Source organism: Streptomyces sp. ISL-99 (genome assembly GCF_018614005.1).
Lineage (GTDB): Bacteria > Actinomycetota > Actinomycetes > Streptomycetales > Streptomycetaceae > Streptomyces > Streptomyces flavidovirens.
Genome location: NZ_JAGGPC010000014.1, coordinates 39877 through 66258 on the forward strand (window position 1 = coordinate 39877; position 26382 = coordinate 66258).

Below are 26382 nucleotides of genomic sequence, written 5' to 3' on the forward strand. Positions count from 1 at the left end.
CTGTGGAGCCTTTACGCTCGTACGCATGCAGAGCCTGACGTCGCTGATCGAGAACTGGCCGGTACCCACCGCGGCGGCCGCCGTCGTACGGGCGGACGGCACCGTCGTCGGGTCGCACGGCCCGACCGCGCACCGCTTCCCGCTGGCGTCGGTCACCAAGCCGCTGGCCGCGTACGCCGCGCTCGTCGCGTACGAGGAGGGGGCCGTCGAGCTCGACGAGCCGGCCGGGCCCGAGGGGTCCACGGTCCGCCATCTCCTCGCCCACACCAGCGGTCTGGCCTTCGACGAGCACCGCGTGACCGCGCCGCCCGGCGAGCGCAGGCTCTACTCCAACGCGGGTTTCGAGGTCCTCGGCGACCACATCGCGAAGGCGACGGACATCCCCTTCGCCGACTATCTGCGCCAGGCGGTTCTGGAGCCGCTCGGCATGGCGGCCACGTCGCTGGACGGCTCACCCGCCAAGGACGGCGTCTCGACCGTCGACGACCTGGTGCGTTTCGCCGCCGAGCTGCAGGCCCCGCGGCTGCTGGACGTGCGGACCGTCGCCGAGGCCACGGCCGTCGTCCATCCCGGACTGAAGGGCGTACTGCCCGGGTACGGCCACCAGAACCCGAACGACTGGGGGCTGGGATTCGAGATCCGCGACTCCAAGTCCCCGCACTGGACCGGCGGTTCGTCCTCGCCGCGCACGTTCGGACACTTCGGCCAGTCCGGTACGTTCCTGTGGGTGGACCCCGACGCGGGTCTCGCCTGCGTCGCCCTGACGGACCGCGCGTTCGGGCCGTGGGCCGTCGAAGTGTGGCCGCCGTTCACGGACGCGGTACTCGCCCGGTTCGGGCCGAACGCCCGCTAGTCACAGGTGGCGGCCGGCATCGGCATGAAGAGCCCGTTCACGGGCTGACCAGCGCTCCGGTCAGCCGGTCAGCTCCCACAGCAGCACCTCCGCGGGGGTGGCGGCCGCCAGCAGTTCCAGGCCGTCGGCCCCGGTGATCCGGGCCGCGTCGCCCGGACCCAGGTCGTGCTCCCCGAGGCCGAAGCGGCCCCGTACGACATGGGCGTACACCAGCGGCGCGTCCGGGACCGCCGTGCGCTCGCCGGCGCCCGGCCGGCGCACGTGCAGGAGCGCGCCGGCCGCCGGCAGGGCGTACGGCGTCGCGTCCGCGATGCCCCGCACCACCTCGTACGAGGGTTCGCCTCCGGGGTCCTGCGGTGCCAGCCACATCTGCACGAAGACGAGCGGTATGCCGCCGTCGTTGCGCTCCACGTGCCGGACCCCGGCGCCCGAGCTGAGCCGCTGCACGTCACCGGGGCGTACGACGGTGGCGTGCCCGGCCGAGTCGCGGTGGGTGAGCTCCCCCTCGACGACCCAGGTGACGATCTCGGTGTGGCTGTGCGGGTGCTCGTCGAATCCGGCTCCGGGTTCGAGACGTTCCTCGTTGCAGGCCAGGACCGCGCCGAAGCGGAGGTGGTCCGGGTCGTAGAAGTGGCCGAAAGAGAAGGCGTGGAGGGACTCGATACCGGCGGAGGCGTCGCCTCCGTGGAAGCGGTCCGTGGAGCGCCGTACGGAAATCACGAGGTCCACCGTAGCCCCGGCCCACCGGCCACGGGTTCCGATAAGGCAGTCTTGTCCCGTGCCCCAACCCGATCCTGAGCAGCCCGCCGCGAAAGCCGCCCACCCGCATTCCGCGACCTTGCGCCGGCTGGAGAAGTCCTCCGGCCGCCTCGCCGCGAACGCGATCGCCCGCATGGACGAGACGCTGCCGTGGTACCGGGCCATGCCCCCGGAGAACCGGTCGTGGATCGGCCTGGTCGCCCAGGCCGGTATCGCCGCTTTCACGGAGTGGTTCCGGCATCCCGAGACCCCGCAGGCCATCTCCACCGACGTCTTCGGCACCGCGCCCCGCGAGCTGACCCGGGCGATCACCCTTCGCCAGACCGTGGAGATGGTGCGTACGACGATCGAGGTCATGGAGACCGCGATCGAGGAGGTCGCGGCGCCCGGCGACGAGTCGGTCCTGCGCGAGGCCCTGCTGGTGTACGCCCGCGAGATCGCCTTCGCGACCGCCCAGGTGTACGCGCAGGCCGCCGAGGCCCGCGGCGCCTGGGACGCCCGGCTCGAATCGCTCGTCGTCAACGCGGTGCTGTCCGGGGAGGCCGACGAGGGCGCCGTGTCCCGCGCCGCCGCGCTCGGCTGGAACTCCCCCGAGCATGTGTGTGTCGTCCTCGGTACCGCGCCCGACGGGGACTCCGAGCTGACCGTCGAGGCGATCCGGCGCGCCGCCCGGCACGCCAAGCTCCAGGTCCTGACCGGAGTCCTCGGCAGCCGCCTGGTCGTCATCGCGGGCGGCAGCGACAACCCGTTGCAGGTGGCGAAGGCGCTGATCGGGCCGTACGCCGCCGGGCCCGTCGTCGCGGGACCTGTCGTCCCCGACCTGCTCGCCGCCACCCGGTCCGCGCAGGCCGCCGCCGCCGGGCTCAAGGCGTGCCAGGCCTGGCAGGACGCCCCGCGCCCGGTCCTCGCGGACGATCTGCTGCCGGAGCGGGCCATCGCCTCGGATCCTGCCGCGCGGGATCAGCTGGTGGAGGAGATCTACAGACCGCTGGAAGAGGCGGGCTCGGCGCTCCTGGAGACACTGAGCGTGTATCTGGAGCAGGCGAGCAGCCTCGAAGGCGCGGCGCGGATGCTCTTTGTGCACCCCAACACCGTGCGATACCGGCTCCGACGTGTGACGGACGTCACCGGCTGGTCACCCTCCGATGTTCGATCCGCCTTCACTCTGCGGATCGCTCTGATCCTGGGGCGTCTGGCCGACGCGGAACCGCAGTCCTAGACTTTTGTCGAACACCAACAAATCCCCCGACGGTTCTTCGTCCCTGTCCCCACGGGTCCGCAGCACCGTCCACAAGAGAGAGTGTGAGGGTGCTCGTACTCGTCGCTCCCGGCCAAGGCGCCCAGACGCCCGGCTTCCTGACTCCCTGGCTCGACCTCCCCGGCGCCGCCGACCGGCTCGCCGCCTGGTCCGACGCCATCGGGCTCGACCTTGTCCACTACGGCACGCAGGCCGACGCGGACGCGATCCGCGACACGGCCGTCGCCCAGCCCCTGCTGGTGGCCGCCGGACTGCTGTCCGCCGCCGCGCTCGACGCCCGCTCGGACGTCTCCGCGATCGCCGGTCACAGCGTCGGTGAGATCACCGCCGCCGCGTACGCCGGTGTGCTCACCGAAGAGGCCGCCCTCGGTTTCGTACGCATCCGTGGCCTGGGCATGGCCAAGGCCGCCGCCGTCACCGAGACCGGCATGTCGGCGCTGCTCGGCGGTGACGCGGAGGTCGTCGTCCCGCACCTGGAGAAGCTGGGCCTGACCCCGGCGAACGTGAACGGCGCGGGCCAGATCGTGGCCGCGGGCACGATGGAGCAGCTCGCCGCGCTCGCGGAGGACAAGCCCGAGGGCGTACGCCGCGTCGTGCCGCTCCAGGTCGCCGGCGCGTTCCACACGCACCACATGGCCCCGGCGGTCACCGAGCTGGGCAAGGCGGCGCAGGATCTGGTCGTGTCCGATCCGGCCGTCACGTACGTCTCGAACGCCGACGGCCGGACCGTCTCCACCGGCCCCGAGGTCGTCTCGCGCCTGGTCAGCCAGGTCTCCAGCCCGGTCCGCTGGGACCTGTGCATGGAGACCCTCAAGGAGCTGGGCGCCACCGCGATCGTCGAGGTGTGCCCCGGCGGCACGCTGACCGGGCTCGCCAAGCGCGCACTGCCCGGTGTGCGGACCCTCGCGCTCAAGACCCCCGACGACCTCGACGCGGCCCGCGCGCTCATCGCTGAGCACGCGGCGCGATAGGAGCCCGAGAGAGCATGTCGAAGATCAAGCCCAGCCAGGGCGCCCCGTACGCGCGCATCATGGGTGTCGGCGGTTACCGTCCGACCCGTGTCGTGCCCAACGAGGTGATCCTCGAGACGATCGACTCGTCCGACGAGTGGATCCGCTCCCGCTCCGGCATCGTGACCCGCCACTGGGCCTCCGACGAGGAAACGGTCGCCGCCATGTCGGTCGAGGCCGCAGGCAAGGCGCTGGCCGACGCCGGCATCACGGCCGCGCAGGTCGACGGCGTGGTCGTCTCCACCGTCTCGCACTTCAAGCAGACCCCCGCCGTCGCGACCGAGATCGCGGACAAGATCGGCGCCAACAAGCCCGCCGCCTTCGACATTTCGGCCGGATGCGCCGGCTTCGGCTACGGTCTGACCCTCGCCAAGGGCATGGTCGTCGAAGGCAGCGCGCGGTACGTCCTCGTCATCGGCGTCGAGCGGCTCTCGGACCTGACCGACCTGGAGGACCGCGCCACGGCCTTCCTGTTCGGCGACGGTGCGGGCGCGGTCGTCGTCGGGCCCGCCGAGGAACCGGCCATCGGCCCGACCGTGTGGGGCTCCGAGGGCGACAAGTCGGAGACCATCAAGCAGACCGTTCCGTGGTCGGACTACCGCAACGCCGGTGAGGTCGCCAAGTTCCCGGCCATCACGCAGGAGGGCCAGGCGGTCTTCCGCTGGGCCGTCTTCGAGATGGCGAAGGTCGCCCAGCAGGCCCTGGACGCGGCCGGGATCACCGCGGACGACCTGGACGTCTTCATTCCGCACCAGGCGAACATGCGGATCATCGACTCGATGGTGAAGACTCTCAAGCTGCCGGAGCATGTCACGGTCGCCCGTGACATCGAAACCACCGGTAACACCTCGGCCGCCTCGATTCCGCTCGCGATGGAGCGGCTCCTGGCGACCGGACAGGCGAAGAGCGGCGACACCGCTCTGGTCATCGGCTTCGGGGCGGGTCTCGTCTACGCCGCGACGGTCGTTACCCTCCCCTAGGCACGTCCGGATCATTCCGGGCCTGCCGCTTTACCCAATTCCCTCTGCTCAACACCGAAGGAGCGCCACAATGGCCGCCACTCAGGAAGAGATCGTCACCGGTCTCGCCGAGATCGTCAACGAGATCGCCGGCATCCCCACCGAGGACGTCCAGCTGGACAAGTCCTTCACCGACGACCTGGACGTCGACTCGCTGTCCATGGTCGAGGTCGTCGTCGCCGCCGAGGAGCGCTTCGACGTCAAGATCCCCGACGAGGACGTCAAGAACCTCAAGACGGTCGGCGACGCCGCCCAGTACATCCTGGAGCACCAGGCCTGATCCGGCCGGTCCTGTGTCGCCGCCCGGCGGTGGCGCCGTGAAAATTCAGCACCCTCTACACGTGGAGAAAGAATTCCTGTGAGCCCGACCAATCGCACCGTGGTCGTCACCGGTATCGGCGCAACAACACCGCTGGGTGGCGACGCCGCATCGACCTGGGAAGGCCTGCTGGCCGGACGCTCCGGCGTCAAGCCCCTGGAGGGCGAGCGCTTCGCCGAACTTCCCGTCCGTATCGCGGCCCTCGCGGCCGTCGATCCGGGCGACGTACTTCCCCGTCCGCTGGCCCGCAAGCTGGACCGCTCGGCGCAGTTCGCGCTGATCGCCGCCCGTGAGGCGTGGGCCGACGCGGGTTACACCGACAAGGCGGGCGAGGACGACAAGATCCAGCCCAACCGCCTGGGCACGGTCATCGCCTCCGGTATCGGTGGCGTCACGACGCTGCTCGACCAGTACGACGTGCTGAAGGAGAAGGGCGTACGCCGCGTCTCCCCGCACACCGTGCCCATGCTCATGCCGAACGGCCCCTCCGCGAACGTCGGCCTTGAGGTCAACGCCCAGGCCGGCGTGCACACTCCGGTCTCCGCGTGCGCCTCCGGCGCCGAAGCCATCGGTTACGCCGTCGAGATGATCCGTACCGGCCGCGCCGACGTGGTCGTCGCGGGCGGCACCGAGGCGGCGATCCACCCGCTGCCGATCGCGGCCTTCGCCAACATGATGGCGATGTCCAAGAGCAACGACGAGCCCGAGAAGGCCTCGCGTCCGTACGACACGGGCCGCGACGGCTTCGTCCTCGGCGAGGGCGCGGGCGTCGTCATCCTGGAGTCGGCCGAGCACGCCGCCGCGCGTGGTGCGCGGGTGTACTGCGAGGTGGTCGGCCAGGGTCTGTCCGCGGACGCCCACCACATCGCGCAGCCCGAGCCGAGCGGCCGCGGTATCGCCGTCGCCATGCAGAACCTGCTCGACGACACCGGCCTCAAGCCGGCCGAGATCGTACACCTCAACGCGCACGCCACCTCGACCCCGCAGGGTGACGTCGCCGAGATCAAGGCCCTGCGCAAGGTCCTCGGTGACGACCTCGACCACGTGGCGATCTCCGCCACGAAGTCGATGACCGGCCACCTGCTGGGTGGCGCCGGCGGCATCGAGACCGTCGCGACGGTGCTGGCGCTGCACCACCGGACGGCCCCGCCGACCATCAACGTCGACGACCTCGACGCCGATGTCGACGCGGACATCGTGCGCGGCGAGCCGCGCGCGCTGCCCGAGGGCACGATCGCCGCGATCAACAACTCGTTCGGCTTCGGCGGCCACAACGTGGTCCTGGCCTTCCGTTCGGTCTGATCCACGACCGCACACAGCGACAAGGCCTGCCGGGAAGCTCCGTGCTTCCCGGCAGGGCCTTCGCCGTTCCGTGTTCCGTCCTGACGCGAGGTCAGCGCAGGGCGAAGACCGGCGGTTCGCCGTCGGTGTAACGGTTGACCACGACATAGGAGTCGCGGACCGCGAGCATGTCGGCGTCGATCGACACCGGCGCCTCCTTCCCCAGCGTCGTCTCCTTCGTCACCGCGCCCCCGGCCCCGGGGTCGAGCACGACGATGTCCGAGCGGGGCCATTCGGCGGTCAGCACCGCCACCCGGCCGTCGTCGCGGAGGGCGAGCGCGCCGATGTTGCCGAGATCCCCGGTACGCCACAGCTCCCTGCCGTCCGCGATCGAGAAACCGGCGACGTACTGGGGCACGATGTCGCCCGGCTTCTGCACGGCGGCGACCAGCGTGTCGCCCGCCACGAAGGGGCCCTCGGCCTTCAGGTCGCTCTCGGACCGCCTGATGTCGAGGTCACCCGAACGGCCGGAGAACGGCACGGCCGCGCGCGCCTCACCCCGCTCACCGAAGGCGAGCACCGCGCGGACGCCCCGTTCGTCGGTCTCCTGGAAGCCGATCACAGCCGGTTCGACGGAGTACACGTACGCGATACCCGCGCTCTCCACGGGCAGCTTCGAGGCCCACTCCTCTTTCCCGGTACGGGTGTCGAGGGCGAGGAGCCGCGCGGTGACGATGCCGTCGGTCTTCGCCGGGAGGCACTCTTCGACGACCAGGGTGCGGGCGGCGGTCGCGCCCATCGCCAGGGTCTGGCAGCGCTCCGGCACGGGCCGCTTCCACCGTTCGCCACCAGCCTCGGCCGATCGCCCGCGTACCGCCCGGTCCTCCAGGGTTACGGCGGTGGCGCCGCCCAGCGCGATGCCCTTGCCGATGCCTTCGCCCTTGAGCGTCTGCTTCCACAGGGTGGCGCCGTCGTCGAGCCGGACGGCGGTCAGGGTCGTGCAGGGCTTGTTGTGGCGCCCGTAGGCGACGAGACCTATGCCCTTGGACGGGTGAGCGCTCTGGGCGCACACGGACTCGCGGACCGGCGCCGTGACGTTCCACCGCTCCTTGCCGTCCTTCACGGCATAGCCGGACAGACCGTCGGTACGGACCCGGACGACGGTGTCGCCGGCCGACCAGCCGCGCAGCCCCTTGACGGCGCCGGAACGGTCCTGCGGCGCCCGCCAGGCGATCTCCAGCCGGTCGGCGGCCTTCAACGGGGAGGCGGTCTCCACCTTCTCCCCACGGATCCATTGATAGCCGTACAGGCCGGGCAACAGACCGGCCAGCACGCCGGCCACCACAACGGCGGCGGTGGCGCCCCGGCCCAATCCCGCCGCCTCCCGCGCCTTGCCCATGAGGGCCAGGCCGCCGAGGGAGAACACGAACGCCAGGATGAGCACGGCGGGCAGGCCCTCCGGGCAGTCGGAGCCTCTGCAGGAACCGCCGCTTTCCCGGACCAGCGCGGTCCAGCCCAGGGCATGGAAGAGAACGGCCCAGCAGATCACGACCGATGACAACAGGACGGCGGCCACTTTGGCCGCCGGTCGTATACGCACAACCAACTCCCCACCGGTGGTGCACCGCGTGTGCACTGTGGGGCGGAATGTATCCGGCGGCGGGCCCGCGCGGTACGGAGGGTCAGACGACCTGGTGGAGCCAGCGCACGGGGGCGCCCTCGCCGGCGTATCGGAAGGGTTCGAGTTCGTCGTCCCACGGCTTGCCGAGGAGCTTGGCGACCTCCGCCTCCAGGTCGGTCTCGCCGCCCACCGAGCGGGCGAGAGCGGCGCGCAGCCGGTCTTCGGGGATCAGGATGTCGCCGTGCATTCCGGTGACGGCGTGGAAGATGCCGAGGCCGGGGGTCGAGCTGTAGCGCTCGCCCTCGGCCGTGGGGCACGGTTCGGCCGTCACTTCGAAGCGCAGCAGGTGCCAGCCCCGCAGGGCGGAGGCCAGCTTGGAGGCGGTGCCCGGCTGGGCCTGCCAGGAGAACTCCGCTCTCCAGGTGCCGGGCGAGGCCGGCTGTCTGATCCAGTCGAGATTGACCCGCACACCGAGTACGCCCGCTACTGCCCATTCGACGTGCGGGCACAGCGCGCGCGGTGCGGAGTGAACGTACAGAACTCCACGTGTCGTCACCGGGACCTCCAGTGTGGGACGAGGTTCGCCTTCCCCAGCGGCCTCGCGCCCGTACCGCCTCTTCCCGGTCGGCTCCCGAGGTTGTCAACAGTAAACAGCATCGGGAGTTAATCTCCTGAAAAGGGACAGTATGTGACGTGACGTAATTTACCGGAGCCCCGGATGGGCGAAGGGCTGCTGGTTCCGACGGGGAAAAACTACCGTGCGGTGGCGCCCGACGGGTGACGTACTGTCGGTCCGGGCGGCCGTGGACACGAAGCTTTCACTCGCCAGGACGCCAGTGCGACGCCACGGAGGGGATCAGGGGATGCGGATACGCCGCCGGGTACGCGGCCGGGAGCGCCGGTCGCACGCCGCCGTCGCCACCGCGACGGCGGCGTTGCTTGTCCTGCTGGGCGCGCTCGCCGGGTGCGACGCGGGGGACGACGCGGACGCGGGCCGTTCGACGGCCGGACCACGGCCCTCCCCCAGGCCCACTCCCGCCTGGGACCGCAGTCCGGCGTCCATCGCCGCTGTCGGGGACTCCATCACGCGCGGTTTCGACGCGTGCACGGTCCTCGCCGACTGCCCGGAGGTGTCCTGGGCGACGGGTACGGACGCCACGGTGCGCAGCGTGGCGTGGCGGCTCCTCGGCGCGGCGGGCGTGGCCGGGCGTACCTGGAACCATGCCAAGTCGGGGGCGCGGATGGCCGAGCTGCCGGAGCAGATGACGCGGGCGGTCGCCGACAAGCCGGAGCTGGTGACGGTGATGGTAGGGGCGAACGACGCCTGCCGTGACGATGTGTCGCACATGACATCGGTGGCTGACTTCCGGACGTACTTCGAGACGTCGGTGAAGAAGCTCCGCAGCGAACTGCCCAAGTCGCAGCTGTACGTGTCGAGCGTGCCGGACCTGAAGCGGCTCTGGTCCGAGGGGCGCGTGAACCCGCTGGGCAAGGAGATCTGGAAGCTGGGGATCTGCCAGTCGATGCTGGCCTCCCCGGACGCGATGGACGCGGTGGCGGTGGCGCGGCGCGAGTCGGTGCAGGAGCGGGTCGTCGCGTACAACGAGGTGCTGAAGGATGTGTGCGCGAAGGACGCCCGCTGCCGGTACGACGGCGGGGCGGTCTTCGAGTACCGGTTCTCCGGCGACCAGTTGAGCCAGTGGGACTGGTTCCACCCGAGCAGGAACGGGCAGCAGCGGCTCGCGGAGATCGCGTACCGCAACATCACGGCGAAGGAGCCTCCGGCGTAGGTCGCATAGGGTTTCCGGTCATGACCGCGGAACTCTTCGGCACGCTCGCCGACGGCACGCCCGTCCATCGCTGGGTCCTGGAACGGGACGGGGTGGTGGTGCGGGTTCTGACGTACGGCGGGATCGTCCAGTCGGTCCGGACGCCGGACCGGGACGGGCGTGTGGGCGATGCGGTGGTCGGTTTCGACGGTCTCGCGGGGTATCTGGACTGCCCGGAGCCGTACTTCGGGGCACTGGTCGGGCGGTACGCGAACCGGATCGCGGGCGGGACCTTCACGCTGGACGGGCGGACGTACGCGCTGGCGCGGAACGGGGGGCCGCACAGTCTGCACGGCGGCGAGCGCGGCTTCGACAAGCGGGTGTGGGACGCGCAGGCGGCACCGTACGGCGTGCGGCTCTCGCGGGTCAGCCCCGACGGCGAGGAGGGCTTTCCCGGGCGTGTCGAGGTCTCGGCGACGTACACGCTGGAGGAGGGCGGGGCGCTGCGGATCGCCTACCGGGCGGTGACGGACGCGCCGACCGTGGTGAACCTGACGAATCACACGTACTGGAGTCTCGGGGGTGGCGGCCCGTACGAGCTGCGACTCGCGGCGGGGGCGATGACGCCGGTGGACGGTGGTGGGATACCGACGGGGGAGCTCCGGGGGGTGGCCGGGTCACGGTTCGACTTCCGCGCGGCGCGGGTGCTGGGGGGCGGGTACGACCACAACTTTGTGCTGGACAAGGGTGTTACGGGCGAGGCCGAGGTGGTGGGCGAGCTGTACGACGCCGGGTCGGGGCGGGTGGTGACGGTCGCTACGACGGAGCCGGGGGTGCAGATGTATACGCCGGACGGGTTCGACGGGGTGGCGCTGGAGACCCAGCACTTCCCCGATTCACCGAACCGGCCGGAGTTTCCGGGGGTGGTACTGCGGCCGGGCGAGGTGTTCGAGTCGGCGACGGTGTACGGGTTCGGGGTGCGGGGGTAGGGGCGGGTCGCTGGGCGCGGGTGCGGCGGGGTGCGGGTGCGGCGGGGTGCGGGTGCGGTGCCGGTGCGGTGCGGCGGGGTGCGGTGGCCGCTGCGCGGGGCTTTCCCCAACCCGCCCCTTCCCGAACTGGGGCAGCGCCCCCAAGGGGATCAGGCATGGATGTCCCGGGTTGCTGTCAGGCGGGCGTCGGTCAGGGAGCGGCCCGTGCGGACCTCGTACGCGCGGGGACGAAGGTCCAGGAGCCGGGCTCCTCGTCCCAGATTTCGAACGCGCGGCCCGTAAGCGCGATTTCCGCCTCCGCCCACTCCCCCGGCTCCGCCTCGACACTCGCGAACCCCGCCAGCCACCGCACCGGCCGCTCCACCGAGTCCGCCTGTGGGGCCAGGTACACCTGGACGACCTCGCGCCCGGCGCGGGAACCGGTGTTGCGTACGCGGACCTTGGCCGTCGCCGGGGTCGCTTCCAGGGACTCGTACTCCCAGGTGGTGTAGCCCAGGCCGTGACCGAACGCGTATGCCGGCGTGAGGCCCGCCTTGTCCCAGGCGCGGTAGCCGACGTACAGCCCCTCGCTGTAGTGCAGTTCGCCGTCCGTCGGCGTGACCTCCGTCACCGGTACGTCGGCGAGTGACGCCGGCCAGGTGGTCGGCAGCCGGCCGCCCGGTTCCGCCGCGCCGAGCAGCACGTCGGCGAGCGCCGCGCCGCCCTCCTGCCCGGGGAACCAGCTGAGCAGCACCGCGGCCACGTCCTCGCGCCACGGCATCTCCACCGGCGAGCCGGAATTGACGACGACGACGGTGTTCGGGTTGGCGGCGGCCACCGCGTGGACCAGGTCGTCCTGGCGGCCCGGCAGGCGCAGGTCCGTACGGTCGAAGCCCTCCGACTCCACGCGTTCCGTCGTGGCGACCACAACGACCGCCGTGTCGGCGGCGCGTGCCGCTTCGACTGCCTCCTCGATCAGTTCGTCGGCGTCGCGCTGCGGCTCCCCGTGCAGGAGCGAGAACGCGACCGCCGGGAGCGGGACGTCGTCCGGCTTGCCGACGGGGTGGACGAGCGAGACCTCCACCGGCTCGCCGGCGATGAGGCGGGCCCGGCCCCGCTCGGCCGGGTCGCCGAAGAACGCCTCGAAGGGGTCGGCCCCGACGGCGTACGTCAGCACGGAGTCCGGCAGCGCGGCGGCGAGGCCGTCCAGGGGGGCGACGACACGCTCGGGGAAGACGGTGGCGGAGCCGCCGCCGAGGACGCGTGCGTCACGGGCCGCCTCGCCGATCAGGGCCAGCTTGCGGATCTTCGAGGCGTCGATGGGGAGGATGCGGTTCTCGTCGCGTACCTCGTCGCGTGCTTCGTTGCGTGCCTCGTTGCGTAGGAGGACGAACGCGCGGCGGGCCACCTCGTGGGCCAGCGCCTGGCCGTCCACCGGCTCCGGCGGCTCGGTGACGACGGGTGGGGCGCCTTCCAGGATGCCGACGCGGGCGGCGAGCCGCAGGACGTTGCGTACGGCGTCGTCGACCACGGACTCGTCGACCTCGCCCGACCTGACCGCACCGGCCAGCGCGTCGCCGTAGACGGTCGTCGGGCCCGGCATGGCGACGTCGAGGCCGCCCTCGATGCCGCCGGTGGTGGAGCGGGCGGCCATCCAGTCGGAAACGACGCAGCCGTCGAAGCCCCACTCGCCGCGCAGCACCTCGTTCTGGAGGTAGCGGTGCTCGGTCATCGTCACGCCGTTGACCTGGTTGTACGCCGCCATGATGCCCCAGGGGTGGGCGTTCTTGACGATGGCTTCGAAGGGCGTCAGGTACAGCTCGCGCAGGGGGCGGGGGGTGATGATGTTGTCGACGGTGAAGCGGTCGGTCTCGGCGTCGTTGGCGACGAAGTGCTTGACGGTGGTGCCTACGCCACCGTCCTGGACACCCCGCACATAACCGGAGCCGATCTCGCCGGTGAGGTACGGGTCTTCGGAGTAGCACTCGAAGTGCCGGCCGCCGAGCGGCGAGCGGTGCAGGTTCACGGTGGGGGCGAGGAGTACGTGCACGTCCTTGCGGCGGGCTTCCTGGGCGAGGAGTCGGCCGGCGCGGCGGGCGAGTTCCGGGTCCCAGGTCGCGGCGAGCGCGGTCGGTGACGGCAGCGCGACCGACGGGTCGTCGGCGGTCCAGCGGACGCCGCGCACACCGACCGGTCCGTCGGACATGACCAGGGACTTCAGACCGATCTCGGGGAGCGCCGGCAGGGACCACATGTCCTGGCCGCCGAGCAGCCTCGCCTTGGCTTCGAGACCGAGCTTGCCGAGGGCCGCTTCGACGGCCTCTTCGCGCATCCGGTCGGGGGTGCCCTCGGTGCTGGGATCGACTGTCACGTCCGTACCTCCTCGTTGAAGTCCTGGTCCGGCTGTCGTTCTGTCGCTCTGTCGCTCTCGCGCTTCCTATCGTCACTCGCTTACCTGTGGACCGGCGTGACTTCCTCTCGCTGCCGCAACGCTCGCCCTGCCCCGTAGCGCAAGACACGGGCGTACCGGGATACTGCCGCCACCCGACGGAAGGATCACTGTGTCCCCGATACGCCCCCGGCAGTACGCACTCGGCGTCGCGCTGCTCACCCTCACGCCCCTCTTCGGGGCGCTGCCCGCCTCGGCGGCCGAGCCGGCTGCGGCGCCGGCGACCGCTCCCGCTCCCGCTCCCGCTCCGGCGACCGTCGAAGAGCAGCGGCTGGAGCGGGCAGTCCCGCAGGAGATCCTGCGGCGCAGCGGATTCGACGCGGTGGCCGAGGACTTCGGGGAGACGCTGGGCGGGGCGCGGTCGTACGCCGCTGGCGAGCGGGCCGTCGTACGGCACGGATCGCGGCTGTGGCGGCGGGCCGTGGAGCGGGCGCAGGGAAGAGGGCCGGCGGGCGGGGACCTGAGCCGGGACGACGACCGGCCGCTGTACTGGGCGCGGCTCGGTATGACGCGCGAACTTCGGCAGTGGCAGGCGCCGTTCGGGCTCTCGGACGCGGCGCGGGCCAAGCTGCTTGACCGGCTTGAGCGGTCCTCGCGCGGCCAGGACACGATCCGCTTCCCGGCGGCGACAGCGACGGCTGCGGGCAAGGACAAGGGCGTCAAGCGGGTGCTCGTCACCGGCTTCGACCCGTTCACGCTCGACCGGGACATCCGGATCAGCAACCCGTCGGGCGCGACGGCGCTCGCGCTGGACGGCACGGTCGTACGGACCGCCGACGGCCCCGCGCGGATCGAGACGGCCGTCTTCCCCGTCCGGTGGCAGGACTTCGCGGACGGCACGGTCGAACGCACCCTGCGCCCGCACCTGCCGCACCTCGACCTCTTCACCACCGTGAGCCAGGGCAGGGTCGGGCGGATCGATGTCGAGCGCTTCAACGGGGCCTGGCGCGGCGGATTCCCGGACAATGAGAACGTCTCACGCAAGGAGACCGTTCCGGTCGGCGATCCCGCCTCGCAGCCGCAGTGGACCACGACGACGCTCCCGTACAGGGAGATCGTGGCCGCCGGTACCGGCCGCTTCCCGGTGTACGACAACACGTCGGTGACCGAGATACCGGCGGGCGCCACCGCCCCCGTGGTCCGGCCGGACGGCCCGACCACGGGCTCGACCGCCCGCGCCGGCGGGGGCGGCGACTACCTCTCCAACGAGATCGCGTACCGCGCGACGCTGCTCCGCGACCGCCTGGGGCTGAGCGAACTGCCCGGCGGGCATGTGCACACCCCGGTGCTCCAGTTCGGTGCGGGCAACACGACCGAGGTGACCGACCCCGAGTTCGTGCGCAACCGGCTGGACATCGTCGCGCAGGTACGGGCGATCGTCCGGGTGGCGGCGGAAGCACGCCAGGGGCCTCCGGCCGACAGGTAGACGCCCACGCGGTTCAGCGGGCGAATCCGAGCGTGACCCCGAGGCCGACCAGTACCGACCCGATCGCCCGGTTGAGGGCCTTCTGGCGGCGCAGCATGGCCGCGCGCAGCCGGGAGTCCGAGAAGAAGAGCGCGATCGCACCGAACCATCCGAGGTGGGCCGCCGACATGAACAGGCCGTAGCCCGCCTGCTGCCACACCGGGGTTTCCGGGCCGACCACCTGGGTGAAGGTCGACACGACGAAAAGGGTGGTCTTCGGGTTGAGGACGTTGGTGAGGAAGCCGGAGCGCAGCGCGCCGAGCGGGCCGAGTTCCGGCTTCGACTCCAGGTCGACGGTGAGGTCGGCGCGGGCGATGAAGGTCCGTACGCCGATGTAGACGAGGTACGCCGCGCCCGCCAGCTTGATCGCGGTGAAGAGTTCGGTCGACGAGGCGATCAGCAGTCCGACGCCGAGCATCGTGTACGTCACGTGGACGAGGACGCCCGCGGCGACTCCGGCGGCGGCGAACAGGCCGGTCGTACGCCCGTACAGGCAGCTGTTGCGGACGACCATCGCGAAGTCGGCGCCCGGACTGATGACCGCGAGGAGGGTGATGACGGCTACGGCTATCACTTCTGTCATGGGGTGATGCTGGCCGTCGCGCATCGGCCGATCAAGTGCTGTCCACGTTTTCGGGGAGGCAGAATGGACCGCATGATCGTCGCAGCGGCCCAGTTCACGTCCGAGCCCGGTTCCGTCGAGGCGAACGCGCGCCGGATGGCGGCGCAGGTGCGGGAGGCCGCCGGGCGCGGAGCCCGCGTCACCGTCTTCGCCGAACTGGCCCTGACGGGGTACGAGCTCGAACTCCTCACCCAGGACCCGTCGCTGCTCGTCACGCCCGGCGACCCGCGCCTGGAACCGGTCAGGGCGGCCTGCCGCGAGACGGCCACGGCGGCCGTCGTCAACTGCGCGGCGCCCACCACGGGCGGTGGCGGCCGCCCCGCCATCGCGTCCTTCGTCTTCGGACCGGACGGCGAACTGCTCACCCGTTACGACAAGCAGCATCTGTACGAGAGCGAGAGCGAGGTTTTCGCGCCGGGCCGGGGCGACGGGCGGTTCGAGCTGGACGGTGTGCGGTTCGCGCTGGCGACGTGCTTCGACAGCCACTTCCCGGACATCGCGGAACGCGCCGCCGACGACAAGTGCCGGGCCTACCTGGCGAGTTCGCTGTACTGGAAGGGGAACGGCGAGCGGGAGCGTTCCGCCGTCTACCCGGTGCGGGCGAAGGACCACGGGTTGTACGTCGTCCTCGCCAACCACGTGGGGCAGGCGGGACCGTACGACGGCTGCGGGCTGAGCGGGGTGTGGGGCCCCGACGGTACGGCGCTGGCCGAGGCGGCGCCGGACGCGGCGGGCCTCGCGCTCGCCGACGTACCTACGCCGTAGCGGGCGGCAGCGCCGCGTCGCCCGCGGTGTCGTCCGCGTCGGCCGACGGCTCCTCCAGCAGGTCGCGTGCCATCAGCGTCGCGCCGGCCACCGCGCCCGGCATCAGGAAGACGGCGACCAGCGGCACGAGGAAGGCGAGGGTGAGCGGGACGCCGAAGCCGAGGGTGAGCATGCGGCGGCCGCGCAGCAGGGTGAGGCGCTGCTTCAGCTCGACGCCGCGGCGCTGGAGGGCCACCGCCGTCAGCTCCTCCGCGAGGAAGAACCCGGAGACACAGAAGCCGATCACGGGGACGACGGTCTGGCCGACGACGGGGATGAAACCGCAGGCGAAGAGCAGGACGCCGTACAGCACCACCCGGGCGAGGACCCGCAGGCTGTCGCGGGCGGAGATCCACAGCTCCCTGATGAGCGGCAGGCCGGACTCGGGGGCGGTCCCGTCGGGGGACACGGAGCGGTCGACGCGCTCGGACAGCTCCTCGTAGAAGGGCTGGCCGACGAGCAGCGTGACGGCGGTGAAGGTGATCACCGCGAGGAACAGTGCGAGGGCGAAGAGCAGGGCGGTCAGCGCACCCCGGAAGATGCCGAGCCAGGGCGAGCCCCAGTCGTCGGCGAAGGGCGTGGCCCAGGCCGTGAGGTCGTCGGCGCCGTAGGCGAGCCCGATGAGGGCACCGACGTACAGCACGAAGGTCACCAGGCCGGGCAGCAGTCCGAAGCCGTAGGACTTGCCGTGCCGGCCGGCCCAGCGCTGGCCCTTCATCAAGTAACCGAAACCCACCCTGAGATCACGCATGTGACCAGCCTATCTACTGGCCTGTCTACTGGCCGAGGCGGAGCCCCCATGGGGCCCGCCTGCCTCAATACCCCCTTGTTGTTCCAGGGTTGAACAGGTAGACCCTGCGTACCGATCATCTCTGATCACTTCCGACGCACGCGGAGATACGCATGGGCACAGGCATACCGAGACCTCTCCTCATCACCACAGCCGCCATGGCGAGCGCACTCCTGCTCTCCCCCGTCGCCGCCACCGCCCAGCCCGGCCCGCCCGGGGCCGGCCGTGGTGACGGCGACGGCGACGGCGTTCACCGGGAGCGGGCCGCCGGGCAGGAGCAGGCGGCGCGCAGCCCGGCGGGCGCCGCCGCGAAGGCGCTCGATGCCGACCGGGCGTCATCCGGGACGCGGCAGAGCAGCGGCGGGTACCCGCGCCGTACCCGGCTGACGCCGCCCGCGCCGGATCCGGCGGACAAGTCCATCAAGCTGGGTCTCACGCCGTACCACTCCATCGCCCCGAAACTCAACGAGCTGCAGAAGCTGGGCAGCGATCGGGTCAGCGTCGAGGTTGCCGGGAAGTCCGCAGGCGGGCATCAGCTGTATCTGGTGACGGTCACCGCGCCCGAGAGTTCCCGCGAGGCCCGTGAGCAGGAGCGGATGCGGGAGCTGATCGAGAACGCGCCGGCCGCCGCCGCCAAGGACCGGCGTATCAAGACCGCTTACAAGGCGCCCGTGTTCATCAACAACAACATCCACGGCAATGAGTGGGAGGGCACGGACGCCGCCCTGAAGCTCATCGAGGAGCTGGCGAAGGCGAAGGACCGCAAGACCGCCGATCTGCTGGCGAAGACCCGTATCTATCTCAACGTGACGGCCAATCCCGATGGGCGCATCGCCGGCACCCGCGCCAACGCCAACGGCTTCGACCTCAACCGGGACTTCATCACCGCCACCCAGCCCGAGGCGCGCGCGATCCGGCAGATCGCCATCGACAAGCAGCCGGCCGTCATGATCGACCTGCACGGGTACGTCAACGGCACGCTCATCGAGCCGACGACCCCGCCGCACGGCGAGAACTACGAGTACGACCTCTTCCTGAAGAATTCCTACGCCAACGCGCTCGGCATGGAGGCCGCCGTCAACGGCCTCGGTTACACGGCCCAGAAGGACGGCGTCGAGCCCGCCGTCATCCCCTTCCGCGACCAGGAGGAGGGCTGGGACGACTGGCCGCCGGTCTTCACGCCGCAGTACATGCCCTTCCAGGGCGCGGTCGCGGCGCACACCATCGAGTTCCCGATGCAGGTCAACAACCGGTCGTACGACACGCTGCCGGTCGCCGAGCTGCGCCGCAGGGCCGCGATCAACACGGACATCGCGGGCGCGGCGATGCGCGCGACCCTCGACTACACGGCCCAGAAGCGGTCGTCGGTCGTCGCCGACCAGATCGAGACGTTCCGGCGCGGGGCGACGGGTGCCGCCCAGGTGCCGGTGTCGGAGGAGACCGTTCCGGGGGTGCCCGGCATCGGGCCCGAGGACGTGTACACGACGGACTTCCCGCGGGCGTACGTCGTCCCGGCGGGCCGGAGTCAGCGTTCCGCGACGGCTGCCGCCCGGCTCGTCGACCACCTCGTCGCCAATGACGTCCGCGTCGAGCGCGCGCGCCGGGACTTCCGGCTGGGCGGGCGGCCGTACGAGGCGGGGTCGTACGTCGTCGACATGCGCCAGCCGAAGCGCGGTCTGGCCAACGTGATCCTGCACGAGGGGCGGGACATCAGCGCGGACGTCTCCACGATGTACGACATCTCGGGCTGGAGCCTCGGTCTGCTGTGGGGCGCGAGTGTGGACGAGGTGCGGAAGGCACCGGGTGGGGTGGATGTTCCGGGACGTCCGGTACATGCCGCGTCGTCGGCCGGTTACGTCGCTCCGCGCGGTGACCTTCGGCTGCGGCTCGACGATCCCAGGGAGCTCGCCGCGCTCAACTCGCTCCTCAGGGAGGGTGTGAAGGTGCGGCGTACGGCCGACGGCAGCGCGCTCGTGCCCGCTTCGGCCCGCAAGAAGGCCGCCGCTCTCGCCGGCCGGTACGGCGTCGCCTTCCACGCCACCAAGGCCAAGGGCGTGGCCGCGCTGCACCGCACCAGGGTCGTGGCGGCGGTCACGTCCGGCGAGCTGTTCGCGCTGCGCGAGATGGGCTTCGAGGTGCTGCCGGTCTCGACAGCGGCGCTCAACGCGGGCTTCGACTGGTCGAAGGCGGACGTGCTGTTCGTGTCGTCCGGGCTGGAGTACGGGAAGCTCGACGCGGCCGCGCGCGGCGCGCTCGACGCGTTCCTGACCGGGGGCGGCGCCGTGGTCGGGCGTGGCGCGGAAGGGGCGGCGCTCAACGCCGATGCCGGTCTGCTGGCGGCGAAGCCGGTCGAGGGCAACGGGGACGCCAACGGAGTCGTCCGGGTCGTCAACGCGGGCGGCGCGGTGTCCGGCGGCGCGCCGGAGCACACCTTCGTCTACTCGCCGATGTGGTTCACCGACCTCGGTCCGGGCGTGCGCGTCGAGCAGTCGTACGGCGCGGGCAACCCTCTCGTCTCCGGCCACTGGCGGGCGGCGGAGGGCGGCAGCGGCGGCCCGCGGGACGCGGCGGGCAAGGCGGCTGTCGTCAGCGGTACGTCGGCGAAGGGCGCGGGAGTGGTGCTGTTCGGCACGGAACCGCTGTTCCGCGCGCACCCGAAGGGCGCCTTCGCACAGGTCGGCCGGGCGTTGATCAACTCGGCGGGGTGAGCCGCGAACAACCCCTCGGGACCAGTTCCGCAGGGCCGTGACGAAAGGCCATGACGAAAGGCCGCACCCCATCCCCGGGGTGCGGCCTTTCACGTCAGGCGACGCGACGCGGAGCAAACGCGTCCGTACGTCAGACGACGGCCAGGTCGACCTTGATGTTGCCGCGGGTCGCGTTCGAGTAGGGGCACACCTGGTGCGCCTTCTCCAGCAGGTCCAGCGCGGTCGCCTCGTCCACGTTCGGGATGTGCGCGGAGAGCGCGACCTCAAGGCCGAACCCACCGTTCCCGTTCGAACCGATCCCGACCTTCGCGGTCACGGTCGAGCCGGAGATGTCCACCTTCTCCTTGCGCGCGACGACACCGAGCGCACCCTGGAAGCAGGCGCTGTAGCCGGCGGCGAACAGCTGCTCCGGGTTGGTGCCGGCGCCACTGCCGCCCATCTCCTTCGGCGGATTGACGACGACGTCGAGCTTGCCGTCGTCCGTCGCGACGCGGCCGTCACGGCCGTTCTCGGCGGTGGCGACAGCGGTGTACTTCACGTCTATGTCGAGAATGGTCATGCTGAGGTATTCCTCCTGCTTTGTACGCCGCGACTCGCGCCCACGACCGCGGCGGCTGGTGGTGAGCTTATCGGGTGACGGAAACGACCATCTTGCCGGTGTTCTCGCCGCGGAGCAGACCGACGAACGCGTCGTAGCCGTTCTCGATGCCCTCGACGAACGTCTCGCTGTACTTGAGCTCCCCGGAGCGGATCCAGGCCGAGACGTCCTCGACGAACTGCGGCTGGAGCGCGGCGTGGTCGCTGACCAGAACGCCCTGGAGGCGCAGCCGCTTGCCGATGATCAGCGCCATGTTGCGCGGACCCGGCGTGGACTCCGTGTTGTTGTACTGCGCGATCATGCCGCAGATGGTCGCCCGGCCGTGCACGTTCAGCGAGCCGATGGCCGCTTCGAGGTGGTCGCCGCCGACGTTGTCGAAGTAGACGTCGATGCCGTCGGGCGCGGCCTCGCGCAGCTGCTCCGCCACGGGGCCGTTCTTGTAGTTGAAGGCGGCGTCGAAGCCGAGGTCCTCGACGAGGTGCTTGACCTTCTCGTCGGAGCCCGCGGAACCGATGACGCGCGAGGCGCCCCGGAGCTTCGCCATCTGGCCGACCTGGCTGCCGACGGCTCCGGCCGCGCCGGAGACGAAGACGGCGTCGCCCTCCTTGAAGGAGGCGACCTCGAAGAGGCCCGCGTAGGCGGTGAGGCCCGGCATGCCCAGGACGCCGAGGTAGGCGGAGAGCGGGGCGAGCGCGGCGTCGACCTTTGTGGCGTGCTTGGCGTCGACGTCGGCGTACTCACGCCAGCCGAGACCGTGCAGGACGTGGTCACCGACGGCGAAGCGCTCGTCGGCGGAGGCGATGACCTCGCCGACCGCGCCGCCGTCCATCGGCTGGTCCAGCTTGAACGGCGGGACGTACGACTTCACGTCGTTCATACGGCCGCGCATATAGGGGTCGACCGAGAAGTGGAGGTTGCGGACCAGGATGCGGCCCGCGCCCGGCTCGGCCACCGGGGCCTCGCGCAGTGCGAAGTCCTCGCGCTTGGGCCAGCCGTGCGGGCGGGCGACGAGGTGCCAGGAGCGGCCGGTCGTGGGCAGTGCGGTCATGCGATGCGACCTCCTTGAAAAGCTTCAGGTACTGAAACAACCATGCGCCTGGATATTTAATCTTGTCAAGTAAATCGCTACGATGGGTTCCATGGCCCCTCGCACAGACCCGCCTCGCCCAGACCCGTTGACTCTCGAAGTCGTCGAGCTCATCGGCGAGGTCGTCTCCCGCTACCACGAGGAGTACGACGAGGCGGCGGCCAAACACTCACTCACCGGCGCCCAGGCGCGCGTGCTGGGTCTGCTCTCCATCGAGGCGATGCCCATGCGGCGTATTGCCAGGAAATTGAAGTGCGAGCCGTCGAACGTCACCGGGATCGTCGACCGGCTGGAGGCGCGCGGACTGGTCGAGCGGCAGCCCGACCCGGCCGACCGGCGCGTCAAACTCGCCGCCGTCACCGAGGACGGGCGGCGCACCGCGGCCAGGCTGCGCGCATCGCTGGACTTCGCGCGCGAGCCGCTCGGCGAGCTGTCGGACGACGAGCGCACCGCACTGCGCGACCTGCTGAAGCGGATGCTCGGGAACTGACCGCCCGGGCAGCTCCGGCCCGGGGCACGCCCCGGCCCGGCTCAGGCGCGCCTCAGGTGCACCACCACAGGAACCGGTCGCAGGTCTCGGTCGGCGTGGGCTCCGGTGTCGGCTGGGGCGGGGGGGCAGGGTCCGCGGACGACGCCGGCGGCGGGGGCGGGGGCGGCTGCTCGGGCTCGGGTGCGGACGACGCGCCGCCGCCCGGCTCCGGCGGCGCGCCTGCGGGCGCCGACTGGGGGTCGGAGGCGGTGGCGCCTACGGTGTCCGTGGCCTTCGCCGAAGCGGACTTCGAGGGCTTGGCGGACGGCGAGCCACTGTCCGAGGCGGAGGCCGACGCGGAAGCGGAAGCGGTACGCCCGGACGCCGAGGGGCCCGCCACCGCGCCCACGGCCTCGCCGGCGCCGGCGGTCCCTCCGTCACTGGTCGCGACCGGCTCGCCCGGGCCGCCCTCGTCCTCATCCTCGTCGCCGCCCCCCACGACCCCGGACACCCATCCCCTGCCCGAGGACTCCGTGGCGAGCTCGGCCAGACTCAGCGCACCGCCGGCCAGCACCAGCCCCATGCTCACGAGGGCCACCTTGCGGCCCCGGCGCCGGTGCGCCCTGCGGCCACTGCGGGCCCGCTCCGTACGCCGGGCGGCGCGGCCGGGGCCGGCGGGGGCGGTCTCGTCGCCGGGCGTCGCCGCGTCAGCGTCGGGCTCAGCGGCCACTGTGTGACTGTCGTCACTGCCCTGCGCCCCGGGAACGTCATAACCGTGGACGCCGTGCACCCCAGGCCCGCCGTAAGCGTCGGGAACGCCCGCACGGTGAGGGACGTCGTATCCGGCGGGCACCTCAGGCGCGGCGTGGCTCGCGGGCGCGGCATAGCTCGCGGGCGCGGCGTAACTTTCGGGCGCGACCTGGCTTTCGGGCGCGGCGTAGCCGAGTGCACCGACGGGGGCTCCGCATCCGGCGCAGGCCAGAGCGCCGTTGAGGTGCCTGCGGCAGGAGTAGCAGTAGTCCATGGCGCCCGCAGGTTATGCGTCACAGGGTCAACATCGGGAGCCGATGGTGTGAGGATCCTGTGTGGAAGCGCGTATTCCACGGCGTGTCAGTGGGGCAGGGCAGGATGGACGTATGCATACGAGCACGCACCCCTTCGGGCCGCTCGACTTCCAGCTGGTGCTGTTGCGCCGGATGGCCGACCACCAGCCGGGTCTGGTCGAGGACGCCCGCCGCGAGCTGGGCGTGACGCTCGCCGAGATGCGCGAGGCCAATCGCCGCTGGCAGGCGATAGTGCGTTCGCCGCGGGCGCGCGGCTCCGTGGCGCGCTACCGCTCGGTGCTCGGGCCGCCCGAGACGTCCGTACGCCGCAGGATCGGCGACCTGGAGTGCGACGCCCTGGCCTGGCCGGTGCCGCTCTGGCCCGGCCTGCGCTTCGAGGTGCTGACCGCGCCGGGCGGCGCCGTATGGAACGAATGGCTGGTCCGGGCCCCCGGCGCGCCGGGCCCCGAGCTGCGTACGGCCGGTGACCTGCGCCCCTGGTCGTGCACCGTCGACGAGGTGGCCCGCGCCTTCCCCCCGGCTCGCCCGATGGAGGGAACCGCGCCCACCCGGTGGCGGCTCGGGCTGACGCTGCCCGGCGGCAAACCCTGCGTCGCCGAGTTCACCTGGGGTTTGTTGCAGCGCGTGGGGTTTCCTGACGGCGCATGACATGGGCCGGAGCGGCTCGAACCGGCTCCTGGCACGCTGTCAGCTCGTACGCCCGACCGGCTCACCCAGCGCGCGCCCGGCCACCGGCCCACGCACGATGCGAAGCAGGACCGGCACCCGCCGGTCCGTCAGCGCTCTCGGGAGAACCTGCCGTGACCGTCAGTCTTGAGCAGTTGCGCCGTTGCCATATCGCCGTCGATCTCGGGGCCGCCAGGACCCGGGTTTTCGTGAAGGGTGTGGGGCTCGTCGTCGACGAGCCGAGTGTGGCCGCCGTGAACACCCGCACCGGCGCGCTCATCGCCGTCGGCGCCTTCGCCGAACAGATGACGGGCCGTACGCCCGACTACATCCGTGTCGTACGCCCCGTCAAGGGCGGCACCGTCGTCGACATCGAGATGGCCCAGCGCATGCTGCGCCACCTCCTCGGTGAGAAGCTCCGGCGCCAGCTCCGCCGCAAGCCGCGCCTTCGCGCCGCCGCCTGCACCCCGCACGACAGCGACCCGCTCGCCCAGCGCGCGGCCGTCGAAACCCTCATCGGGCTCGGCGCGCGCCGCGTCGAACTCGTCGACACGCTCATCGCCGCGGCCGTCGGCTGCGGACTGCCCGTGGAACAGCCGTCGGCCACCATGATCATGGTGTGCGGTGCGGCGACCACCCAGGTGGCGGTGCTCTCACTCGGCTCGATCGTCACCGCCCAGCGCATCCCGATCGGCGGCAACGCCATCGACCACGCGGTGATCCAGCACCTGCGCCAGGAGCACGAGCTGATGCTGCCGAGCCAGTCCGTACGCCCCCTCCAGCTCGCACTCAGGGGCAACGGCCTGACCGCGGAGGGCCCCGCGTCCACCGAGATCCACGGCCGGGACGTGGCCACCGGCCTCGCCCGCTCCGTACACGTCAACACCGCCGCCGTGCGCCAGGCCATCCACACCCCCCTCACCGCCGTAATCGACGGCATCGGGAAGGTGCTGCGCGACTGCCCGCCCGACCTGGTCGCCGACCTCGCCGACCGCGGAATCATGATGGTCGGCGGCAGTGCTCTGCTGCCGGGCCTCGACCAGATGCTGCGCGACGCGACGGGCATGCCGGTGCACATCGCGGAGCGGCCCGACGTCTGCTCCGTACTCGGGCTCGGGGCGATGCTGGAGGGCAAGATCCAGCCGATGACCCTCAACCCGATCAGCGGCTAGGGCTGAGCGGCGCGCGTACAGGGCGGCGCATGAGCCCGGAAAGCGGCGGGAGCGTGGCGCCCCGGCTGCCGATGCTGCTGGAAGCCGTGCTGAACGTCGGCTCCGAGCTCGAGCTGCACGCCGCCCTCCAGCAGATCGTGGACACCGCCACCGAGCTGGCCGGGGCGCGGTACGGCGCGCTGGGAGTCGTCGATCCCGAGCGCGGGGACATCACCGAGCTGTTCACCTCGGGCATCGACGCGGAGACGCGCGAGCGCGTCGGCCGGCTGCCCGACGGACGCACCGGGCTGATCGGGCACCTCCTCCGGGAGCGGCGGCCCCTGCTCGTCCCCGACATGTCGGCCGACGTACGCTCGGCCGGCCTGCCACGCGGTCACCCCGCCATGAAGTCCTTCGTCGGCGTCCCGATCCGGGTCCACACCGAGATCTTCGGCAATCTCTACCTGACCGACAAACAGGGGGAGGCCGACGCGGCGGCCGGTGCGGCCGGTTTCACCACGGACGACCTGGCGCTGCTGCGGGTCCTCGCCTCGCAGGCGGGCATCGCGATCGGCAACGCGCGGCTGTACGAGACGGCCCGCCGACGGGAGCGCTGGATCGAGGGCGCCGCCGCCTGCACCACCGCGCTCCTGACCGGGGAGAGTGCCGAGGACGCGCTGATGACGGTGGCCGAGCAGGCCCGTATCCTCGCCGACGCCTCGGCGGGCGTGGTCCTCCAGCCCACCGCCGAGGGCGGCATGGAGATCGTCGCCGCGTCCACCCACGACGACCCGGCCGACCTGATCGGCACCGTCATCGAGCGCGGCAGTCCGGTCCTGGAGCAACTGCTCGGCGGAGAGCCGGTGTTCATCGAGGACTCGGCAACCGACGATCGCATGACGACGCGCGTACGGGCCCGTTTCGGGCCGAGCATGATGCTGCCGCTCCAGAGCGGCGGCAAGCTGATCGGCACGCTCGCCCTGCCGAGGCGGCGCGGCGGCCCTCCGTACTCGGCGGTCGACCGGCTGCTCGCCTCACAGTTCGCTTCGCAGGCGGCGCTGGCGCTGGTGCTGGCTGACAGCAGGCAGGACCGGGAGCGGCTCGCGGTGTTCGAGGACCGCGACCGGATCGCGCGTGACCTGCACGACCTGGTCGTACAGCGGCTGTTCGCCACCGAGATGATGCTGGAGTCCACCCGGCGGCGGGCGGCCTCGGCGACGGAAACGCCGAAGGACCTGGACGAACTGCTCGGCGCGGCCGTCGACGAGCTGGACTCCACCATCCAGGAGGTACGGACGGCGATCTTCGCGCTGCAACAGCCCCCGGCGGACGTGCCCGCCACGTTCCGGGGCCGGGTCCTGCGCGAGACGGCCGGCGCGGCCACGCTGCTGGGCTTCCAGCCGTCGGTGCACTTCGCGGGCGCGGTGGACGCCCTGGTGCCGGAACCGGTGGGCCGGCAGCTGCTGACCGAGCTGCGTGGCGCGCTCGCGGCGGCGCACCGGCGGGCGGGGGTCACGTCGGTGCGCGTCGAGATCGACGGGAAGGCGAGGCTGGCGGACGGGCGGGAGGCCGTACGCCTGACGGTGACCGACGACGGGGCGACGGAGGCGGGGCGCCGCGGCACGACGGCCACCTGGGAGGCACCACTCTGA

The 26382-nt window shown here is 71.7% G+C and carries 23 protein-coding genes and 1 pseudogene; 15 read left to right on the top strand and 9 right to left on the bottom strand.

Annotation, left to right across the window (positions count from 1 at the left end; genetic code table 11):
• Nucleotides 1-25 precede the first annotated feature (25 nt).
• Complete coding sequence (locus J7E91_RS08865; protein WP_214900581.1) at nt 26-853, top strand: serine hydrolase; 828 nt, start codon at nt 26-28, stop codon at nt 851-853.
• A 60-nt stretch (nt 854-913) separates the two neighbouring features.
• Here J7E91_RS08865 and J7E91_RS08870 read toward each other — a convergent pair whose 3' ends face one another.
• Nucleotides 914-1573, bottom strand: coding sequence for a pirin family protein (locus J7E91_RS08870; protein ID WP_214900583.1), 660 nt, complete (start codon nt 1571-1573; stop codon nt 914-916).
• A gap of 58 nt (nt 1574-1631) precedes the next feature.
• Here J7E91_RS08870 and J7E91_RS08875 point away from each other — a divergent pair, with 58 nt between their 5' ends.
• From J7E91_RS08875 to fabF, 5 genes are all read left to right on the top strand, one after another.
• Complete coding sequence (locus J7E91_RS08875; RefSeq protein ID WP_214900586.1) at nt 1632-2831, top strand: CdaR family transcriptional regulator; 1200 nt, start codon at nt 1632-1634, stop codon at nt 2829-2831.
• A gap of 89 nt (nt 2832-2920) precedes the next feature.
• On the top strand, nt 2921-3841 hold the full coding sequence (locus J7E91_RS08880; RefSeq protein WP_214900588.1) for an ACP S-malonyltransferase: 921 nt from the start codon (nt 2921-2923) through the stop codon (nt 3839-3841).
• A gap of 14 nt (nt 3842-3855) precedes the next feature.
• Nucleotides 3856-4860: a ketoacyl-ACP synthase III gene (locus J7E91_RS08885; protein ID WP_214900590.1), complete on the top strand. Its 1005-nt coding sequence runs from the start codon at nt 3856-3858 to the stop codon at nt 4858-4860.
• 70 nt (nt 4861-4930) lie between these two features.
• On the top strand, nt 4931-5179 hold the full coding sequence (locus J7E91_RS08890; RefSeq protein ID WP_214900592.1) for an acyl carrier protein: 249 nt from the start codon (nt 4931-4933) through the stop codon (nt 5177-5179).
• A gap of 78 nt (nt 5180-5257) precedes the next feature.
• Nucleotides 5258-6520 carry a beta-ketoacyl-ACP synthase II gene (gene fabF / locus J7E91_RS08895; RefSeq protein ID WP_214900601.1) on the top strand — a complete coding sequence of 421 codons (1263 nt, stop codon included), beginning with the start codon at nt 5258-5260 and terminating at the stop codon, nt 6518-6520.
• A 91-nt stretch (nt 6521-6611) separates the two neighbouring features.
• Here the strand turns inward: fabF and J7E91_RS08900 are convergent, their stop codons facing one another.
• Entirely contained in the window at nt 6612-8099 is a 1488-nt protein-coding gene (locus tag J7E91_RS08900; RefSeq protein ID WP_214900603.1) for a PQQ-binding-like beta-propeller repeat protein, read from the bottom strand.
• Between the two features lie 82 nt (nt 8100-8181).
• The gene (locus J7E91_RS08905; protein WP_028811169.1) at nt 8182-8676 is read right to left on the bottom strand and encodes a DUF3145 domain-containing protein; all 495 of its coding nucleotides are present in this window, start codon (nt 8674-8676) and stop codon (nt 8182-8184) included.
• Between the two features lie 307 nt (nt 8677-8983).
• Here J7E91_RS08905 and J7E91_RS08910 point away from each other — a divergent pair, with 307 nt between their 5' ends.
• Together J7E91_RS08910 and J7E91_RS08915 are read left to right on the top strand one after the other, a co-directional pair.
• Entirely contained in the window at nt 8984-9910 is a 927-nt protein-coding gene (locus J7E91_RS08910; RefSeq protein WP_214900605.1) for an SGNH/GDSL hydrolase family protein, read from the top strand.
• Between the two features lie 20 nt (nt 9911-9930).
• Nucleotides 9931-10878: an aldose epimerase family protein gene (locus tag J7E91_RS08915; protein WP_214900607.1), complete on the top strand. Its 948-nt coding sequence runs from the start codon at nt 9931-9933 to the stop codon at nt 10876-10878.
• 149 nt (nt 10879-11027) lie between these two features.
• Here the strand turns inward: J7E91_RS08915 and J7E91_RS08920 are convergent.
• Nucleotides 11028-13189: pseudogene (locus J7E91_RS08920) on the bottom strand (beta-glucosidase).
• A 229-nt stretch (nt 13190-13418) separates the two neighbouring features.
• On the opposite strand from J7E91_RS08920, the gene J7E91_RS08925 reads away from it, so the two are divergent.
• On the top strand, nt 13419-14732 hold the full coding sequence (locus tag J7E91_RS08925) for a pyroglutamyl peptidase (RefSeq protein ID WP_214900609.1): 1314 nt from the start codon (nt 13419-13421) through the stop codon (nt 14730-14732).
• A gap of 13 nt (nt 14733-14745) precedes the next feature.
• Here the strand turns inward: J7E91_RS08925 and J7E91_RS08930 are convergent, their stop codons facing one another.
• On the bottom strand, nt 14746-15354 hold the full coding sequence (locus J7E91_RS08930) for a LysE family translocator (protein WP_214900611.1): 609 nt from the start codon (nt 15352-15354) through the stop codon (nt 14746-14748).
• Between the two features lie 72 nt (nt 15355-15426).
• Between J7E91_RS08930 and J7E91_RS08935 the strand changes: the two genes are divergently transcribed.
• Entirely contained in the window at nt 15427-16158 is a 732-nt protein-coding gene (locus tag J7E91_RS08935) for a carbon-nitrogen hydrolase family protein (protein WP_214900612.1), read from the top strand.
• Here the strand turns inward: J7E91_RS08935 and J7E91_RS08940 are convergent.
• Nucleotides 16148-16948 carry an EI24 domain-containing protein gene (locus J7E91_RS08940; protein WP_214900615.1) on the bottom strand — a complete coding sequence of 267 codons (801 nt, stop codon included), beginning with the start codon at nt 16946-16948 and terminating at the stop codon, nt 16148-16150. The genes J7E91_RS08935 and J7E91_RS08940 overlap by 11 nt on opposite strands.
• Nucleotides 16949-17100: 152 nt before the next feature.
• On the opposite strand from J7E91_RS08940, the gene J7E91_RS08945 reads away from it, so the two are divergent.
• Entirely contained in the window at nt 17101-19695 is a 2595-nt protein-coding gene (locus J7E91_RS08945; RefSeq protein WP_214900617.1) for a M14 family zinc carboxypeptidase, read from the top strand.
• Nucleotides 19696-19825: 130 nt separating this feature from the next.
• On the opposite strand, the gene J7E91_RS08950 is transcribed toward J7E91_RS08945, so the two are convergent.
• Together J7E91_RS08950 and J7E91_RS08955 are read right to left on the bottom strand one after the other, a co-directional pair.
• On the bottom strand, nt 19826-20254 hold the full coding sequence (locus J7E91_RS08950) for an organic hydroperoxide resistance protein (protein ID WP_028811159.1): 429 nt from the start codon (nt 20252-20254) through the stop codon (nt 19826-19828).
• Nucleotides 20255-20321: 67 nt separating this feature from the next.
• Complete coding sequence (locus J7E91_RS08955; RefSeq protein WP_214900619.1) at nt 20322-21341, bottom strand: NADP-dependent oxidoreductase; 1020 nt, start codon at nt 21339-21341, stop codon at nt 20322-20324.
• Nucleotides 21342-21432: 91 nt separating this feature from the next.
• On the opposite strand from J7E91_RS08955, the gene J7E91_RS08960 reads away from it, so the two are divergent.
• Entirely contained in the window at nt 21433-21870 is a 438-nt protein-coding gene (locus J7E91_RS08960; protein WP_214900621.1) for a MarR family winged helix-turn-helix transcriptional regulator, read from the top strand.
• 52 nt (nt 21871-21922) lie between these two features.
• On the opposite strand, the gene J7E91_RS08965 is transcribed toward J7E91_RS08960, so the two are convergent.
• Entirely contained in the window at nt 21923-22873 is a 951-nt protein-coding gene (locus tag J7E91_RS08965) for a hypothetical protein (protein ID WP_214900787.1), read from the bottom strand.
• A gap of 112 nt (nt 22874-22985) precedes the next feature.
• On the opposite strand from J7E91_RS08965, the gene J7E91_RS08970 reads away from it, so the two are divergent.
• The 3 genes from J7E91_RS08970 to J7E91_RS08980 all read left to right on the top strand — a co-directional run bounded on the left by J7E91_RS08970 (nt 22986) and on the right by J7E91_RS08980 (nt 26382).
• A complete protein-coding gene (locus tag J7E91_RS08970; protein ID WP_214900623.1) occupies nt 22986-23561 on the top strand; it encodes a hypothetical protein in 576 nt (191 codons plus the stop codon).
• A 152-nt stretch (nt 23562-23713) separates the two neighbouring features.
• Nucleotides 23714-24751 carry a rod shape-determining protein gene (locus tag J7E91_RS08975; protein ID WP_214900625.1) on the top strand — a complete coding sequence of 346 codons (1038 nt, stop codon included), beginning with the start codon at nt 23714-23716 and terminating at the stop codon, nt 24749-24751.
• Nucleotides 24752-24780: 29 nt separating this feature from the next.
• Complete coding sequence (locus J7E91_RS08980; protein ID WP_214900632.1) at nt 24781-26382, top strand: GAF domain-containing protein; 1602 nt, start codon at nt 24781-24783, stop codon at nt 26380-26382.

Excerpts from the sequence above, each read along its gene's own strand:
- J7E91_RS08955 (WP_214900619.1), bottom strand. The coding sequence starts at position 21,341 with ATGACCGCACTGCCCACGACCGGCCGCTCCTGGCACCTCGTCGCCCGC.
- J7E91_RS08935 (WP_214900612.1), top strand. The coding sequence starts at position 15,427 with ATGATCGTCGCAGCGGCCCAGTTCACGTCCGAGCCCGGTTCCGTCGAG.
- J7E91_RS08940 (WP_214900615.1), bottom strand. The coding sequence starts at position 16,948 with ATGCGTGATCTCAGGGTGGGTTTCGGTTACTTGATGAAGGGCCAGCGC.
- J7E91_RS08980 (WP_214900632.1), top strand. The coding sequence starts at position 24,781 with ATGAGCCCGGAAAGCGGCGGGAGCGTGGCGCCCCGGCTGCCGATGCTG.
- J7E91_RS08930 (WP_214900611.1), bottom strand. The coding sequence starts at position 15,354 with ATGACAGAAGTGATAGCCGTAGCCGTCATCACCCTCCTCGCGGTCATC.
- J7E91_RS08950 (WP_028811159.1), bottom strand. The coding sequence starts at position 20,254 with ATGACCATTCTCGACATAGACGTGAAGTACACCGCTGTCGCCACCGCC.
- J7E91_RS08960 (WP_214900621.1), top strand. The coding sequence starts at position 21,433 with ATGGCCCCTCGCACAGACCCGCCTCGCCCAGACCCGTTGACTCTCGAA.
- J7E91_RS08910 (WP_214900605.1), top strand. The coding sequence starts at position 8,984 with ATGCGGATACGCCGCCGGGTACGCGGCCGGGAGCGCCGGTCGCACGCC.
- J7E91_RS08865 (WP_214900581.1), top strand. The coding sequence starts at position 26 with ATGCAGAGCCTGACGTCGCTGATCGAGAACTGGCCGGTACCCACCGCG.
- J7E91_RS08890 (WP_214900592.1), top strand. The coding sequence starts at position 4,931 with ATGGCCGCCACTCAGGAAGAGATCGTCACCGGTCTCGCCGAGATCGTC.
- J7E91_RS08915 (WP_214900607.1), top strand. The coding sequence starts at position 9,931 with ATGACCGCGGAACTCTTCGGCACGCTCGCCGACGGCACGCCCGTCCAT.
- J7E91_RS08965 (WP_214900787.1), bottom strand. The coding sequence starts at position 22,873 with ATGGACTACTGCTACTCCTGCCGCAGGCACCTCAACGGCGCTCTGGCC.
- J7E91_RS08945 (WP_214900617.1), top strand. The coding sequence starts at position 17,101 with ATGGGCACAGGCATACCGAGACCTCTCCTCATCACCACAGCCGCCATG.
- J7E91_RS08970 (WP_214900623.1), top strand. The coding sequence starts at position 22,986 with ATGCATACGAGCACGCACCCCTTCGGGCCGCTCGACTTCCAGCTGGTG.
- J7E91_RS08885 (WP_214900590.1), top strand. The coding sequence starts at position 3,856 with ATGTCGAAGATCAAGCCCAGCCAGGGCGCCCCGTACGCGCGCATCATG.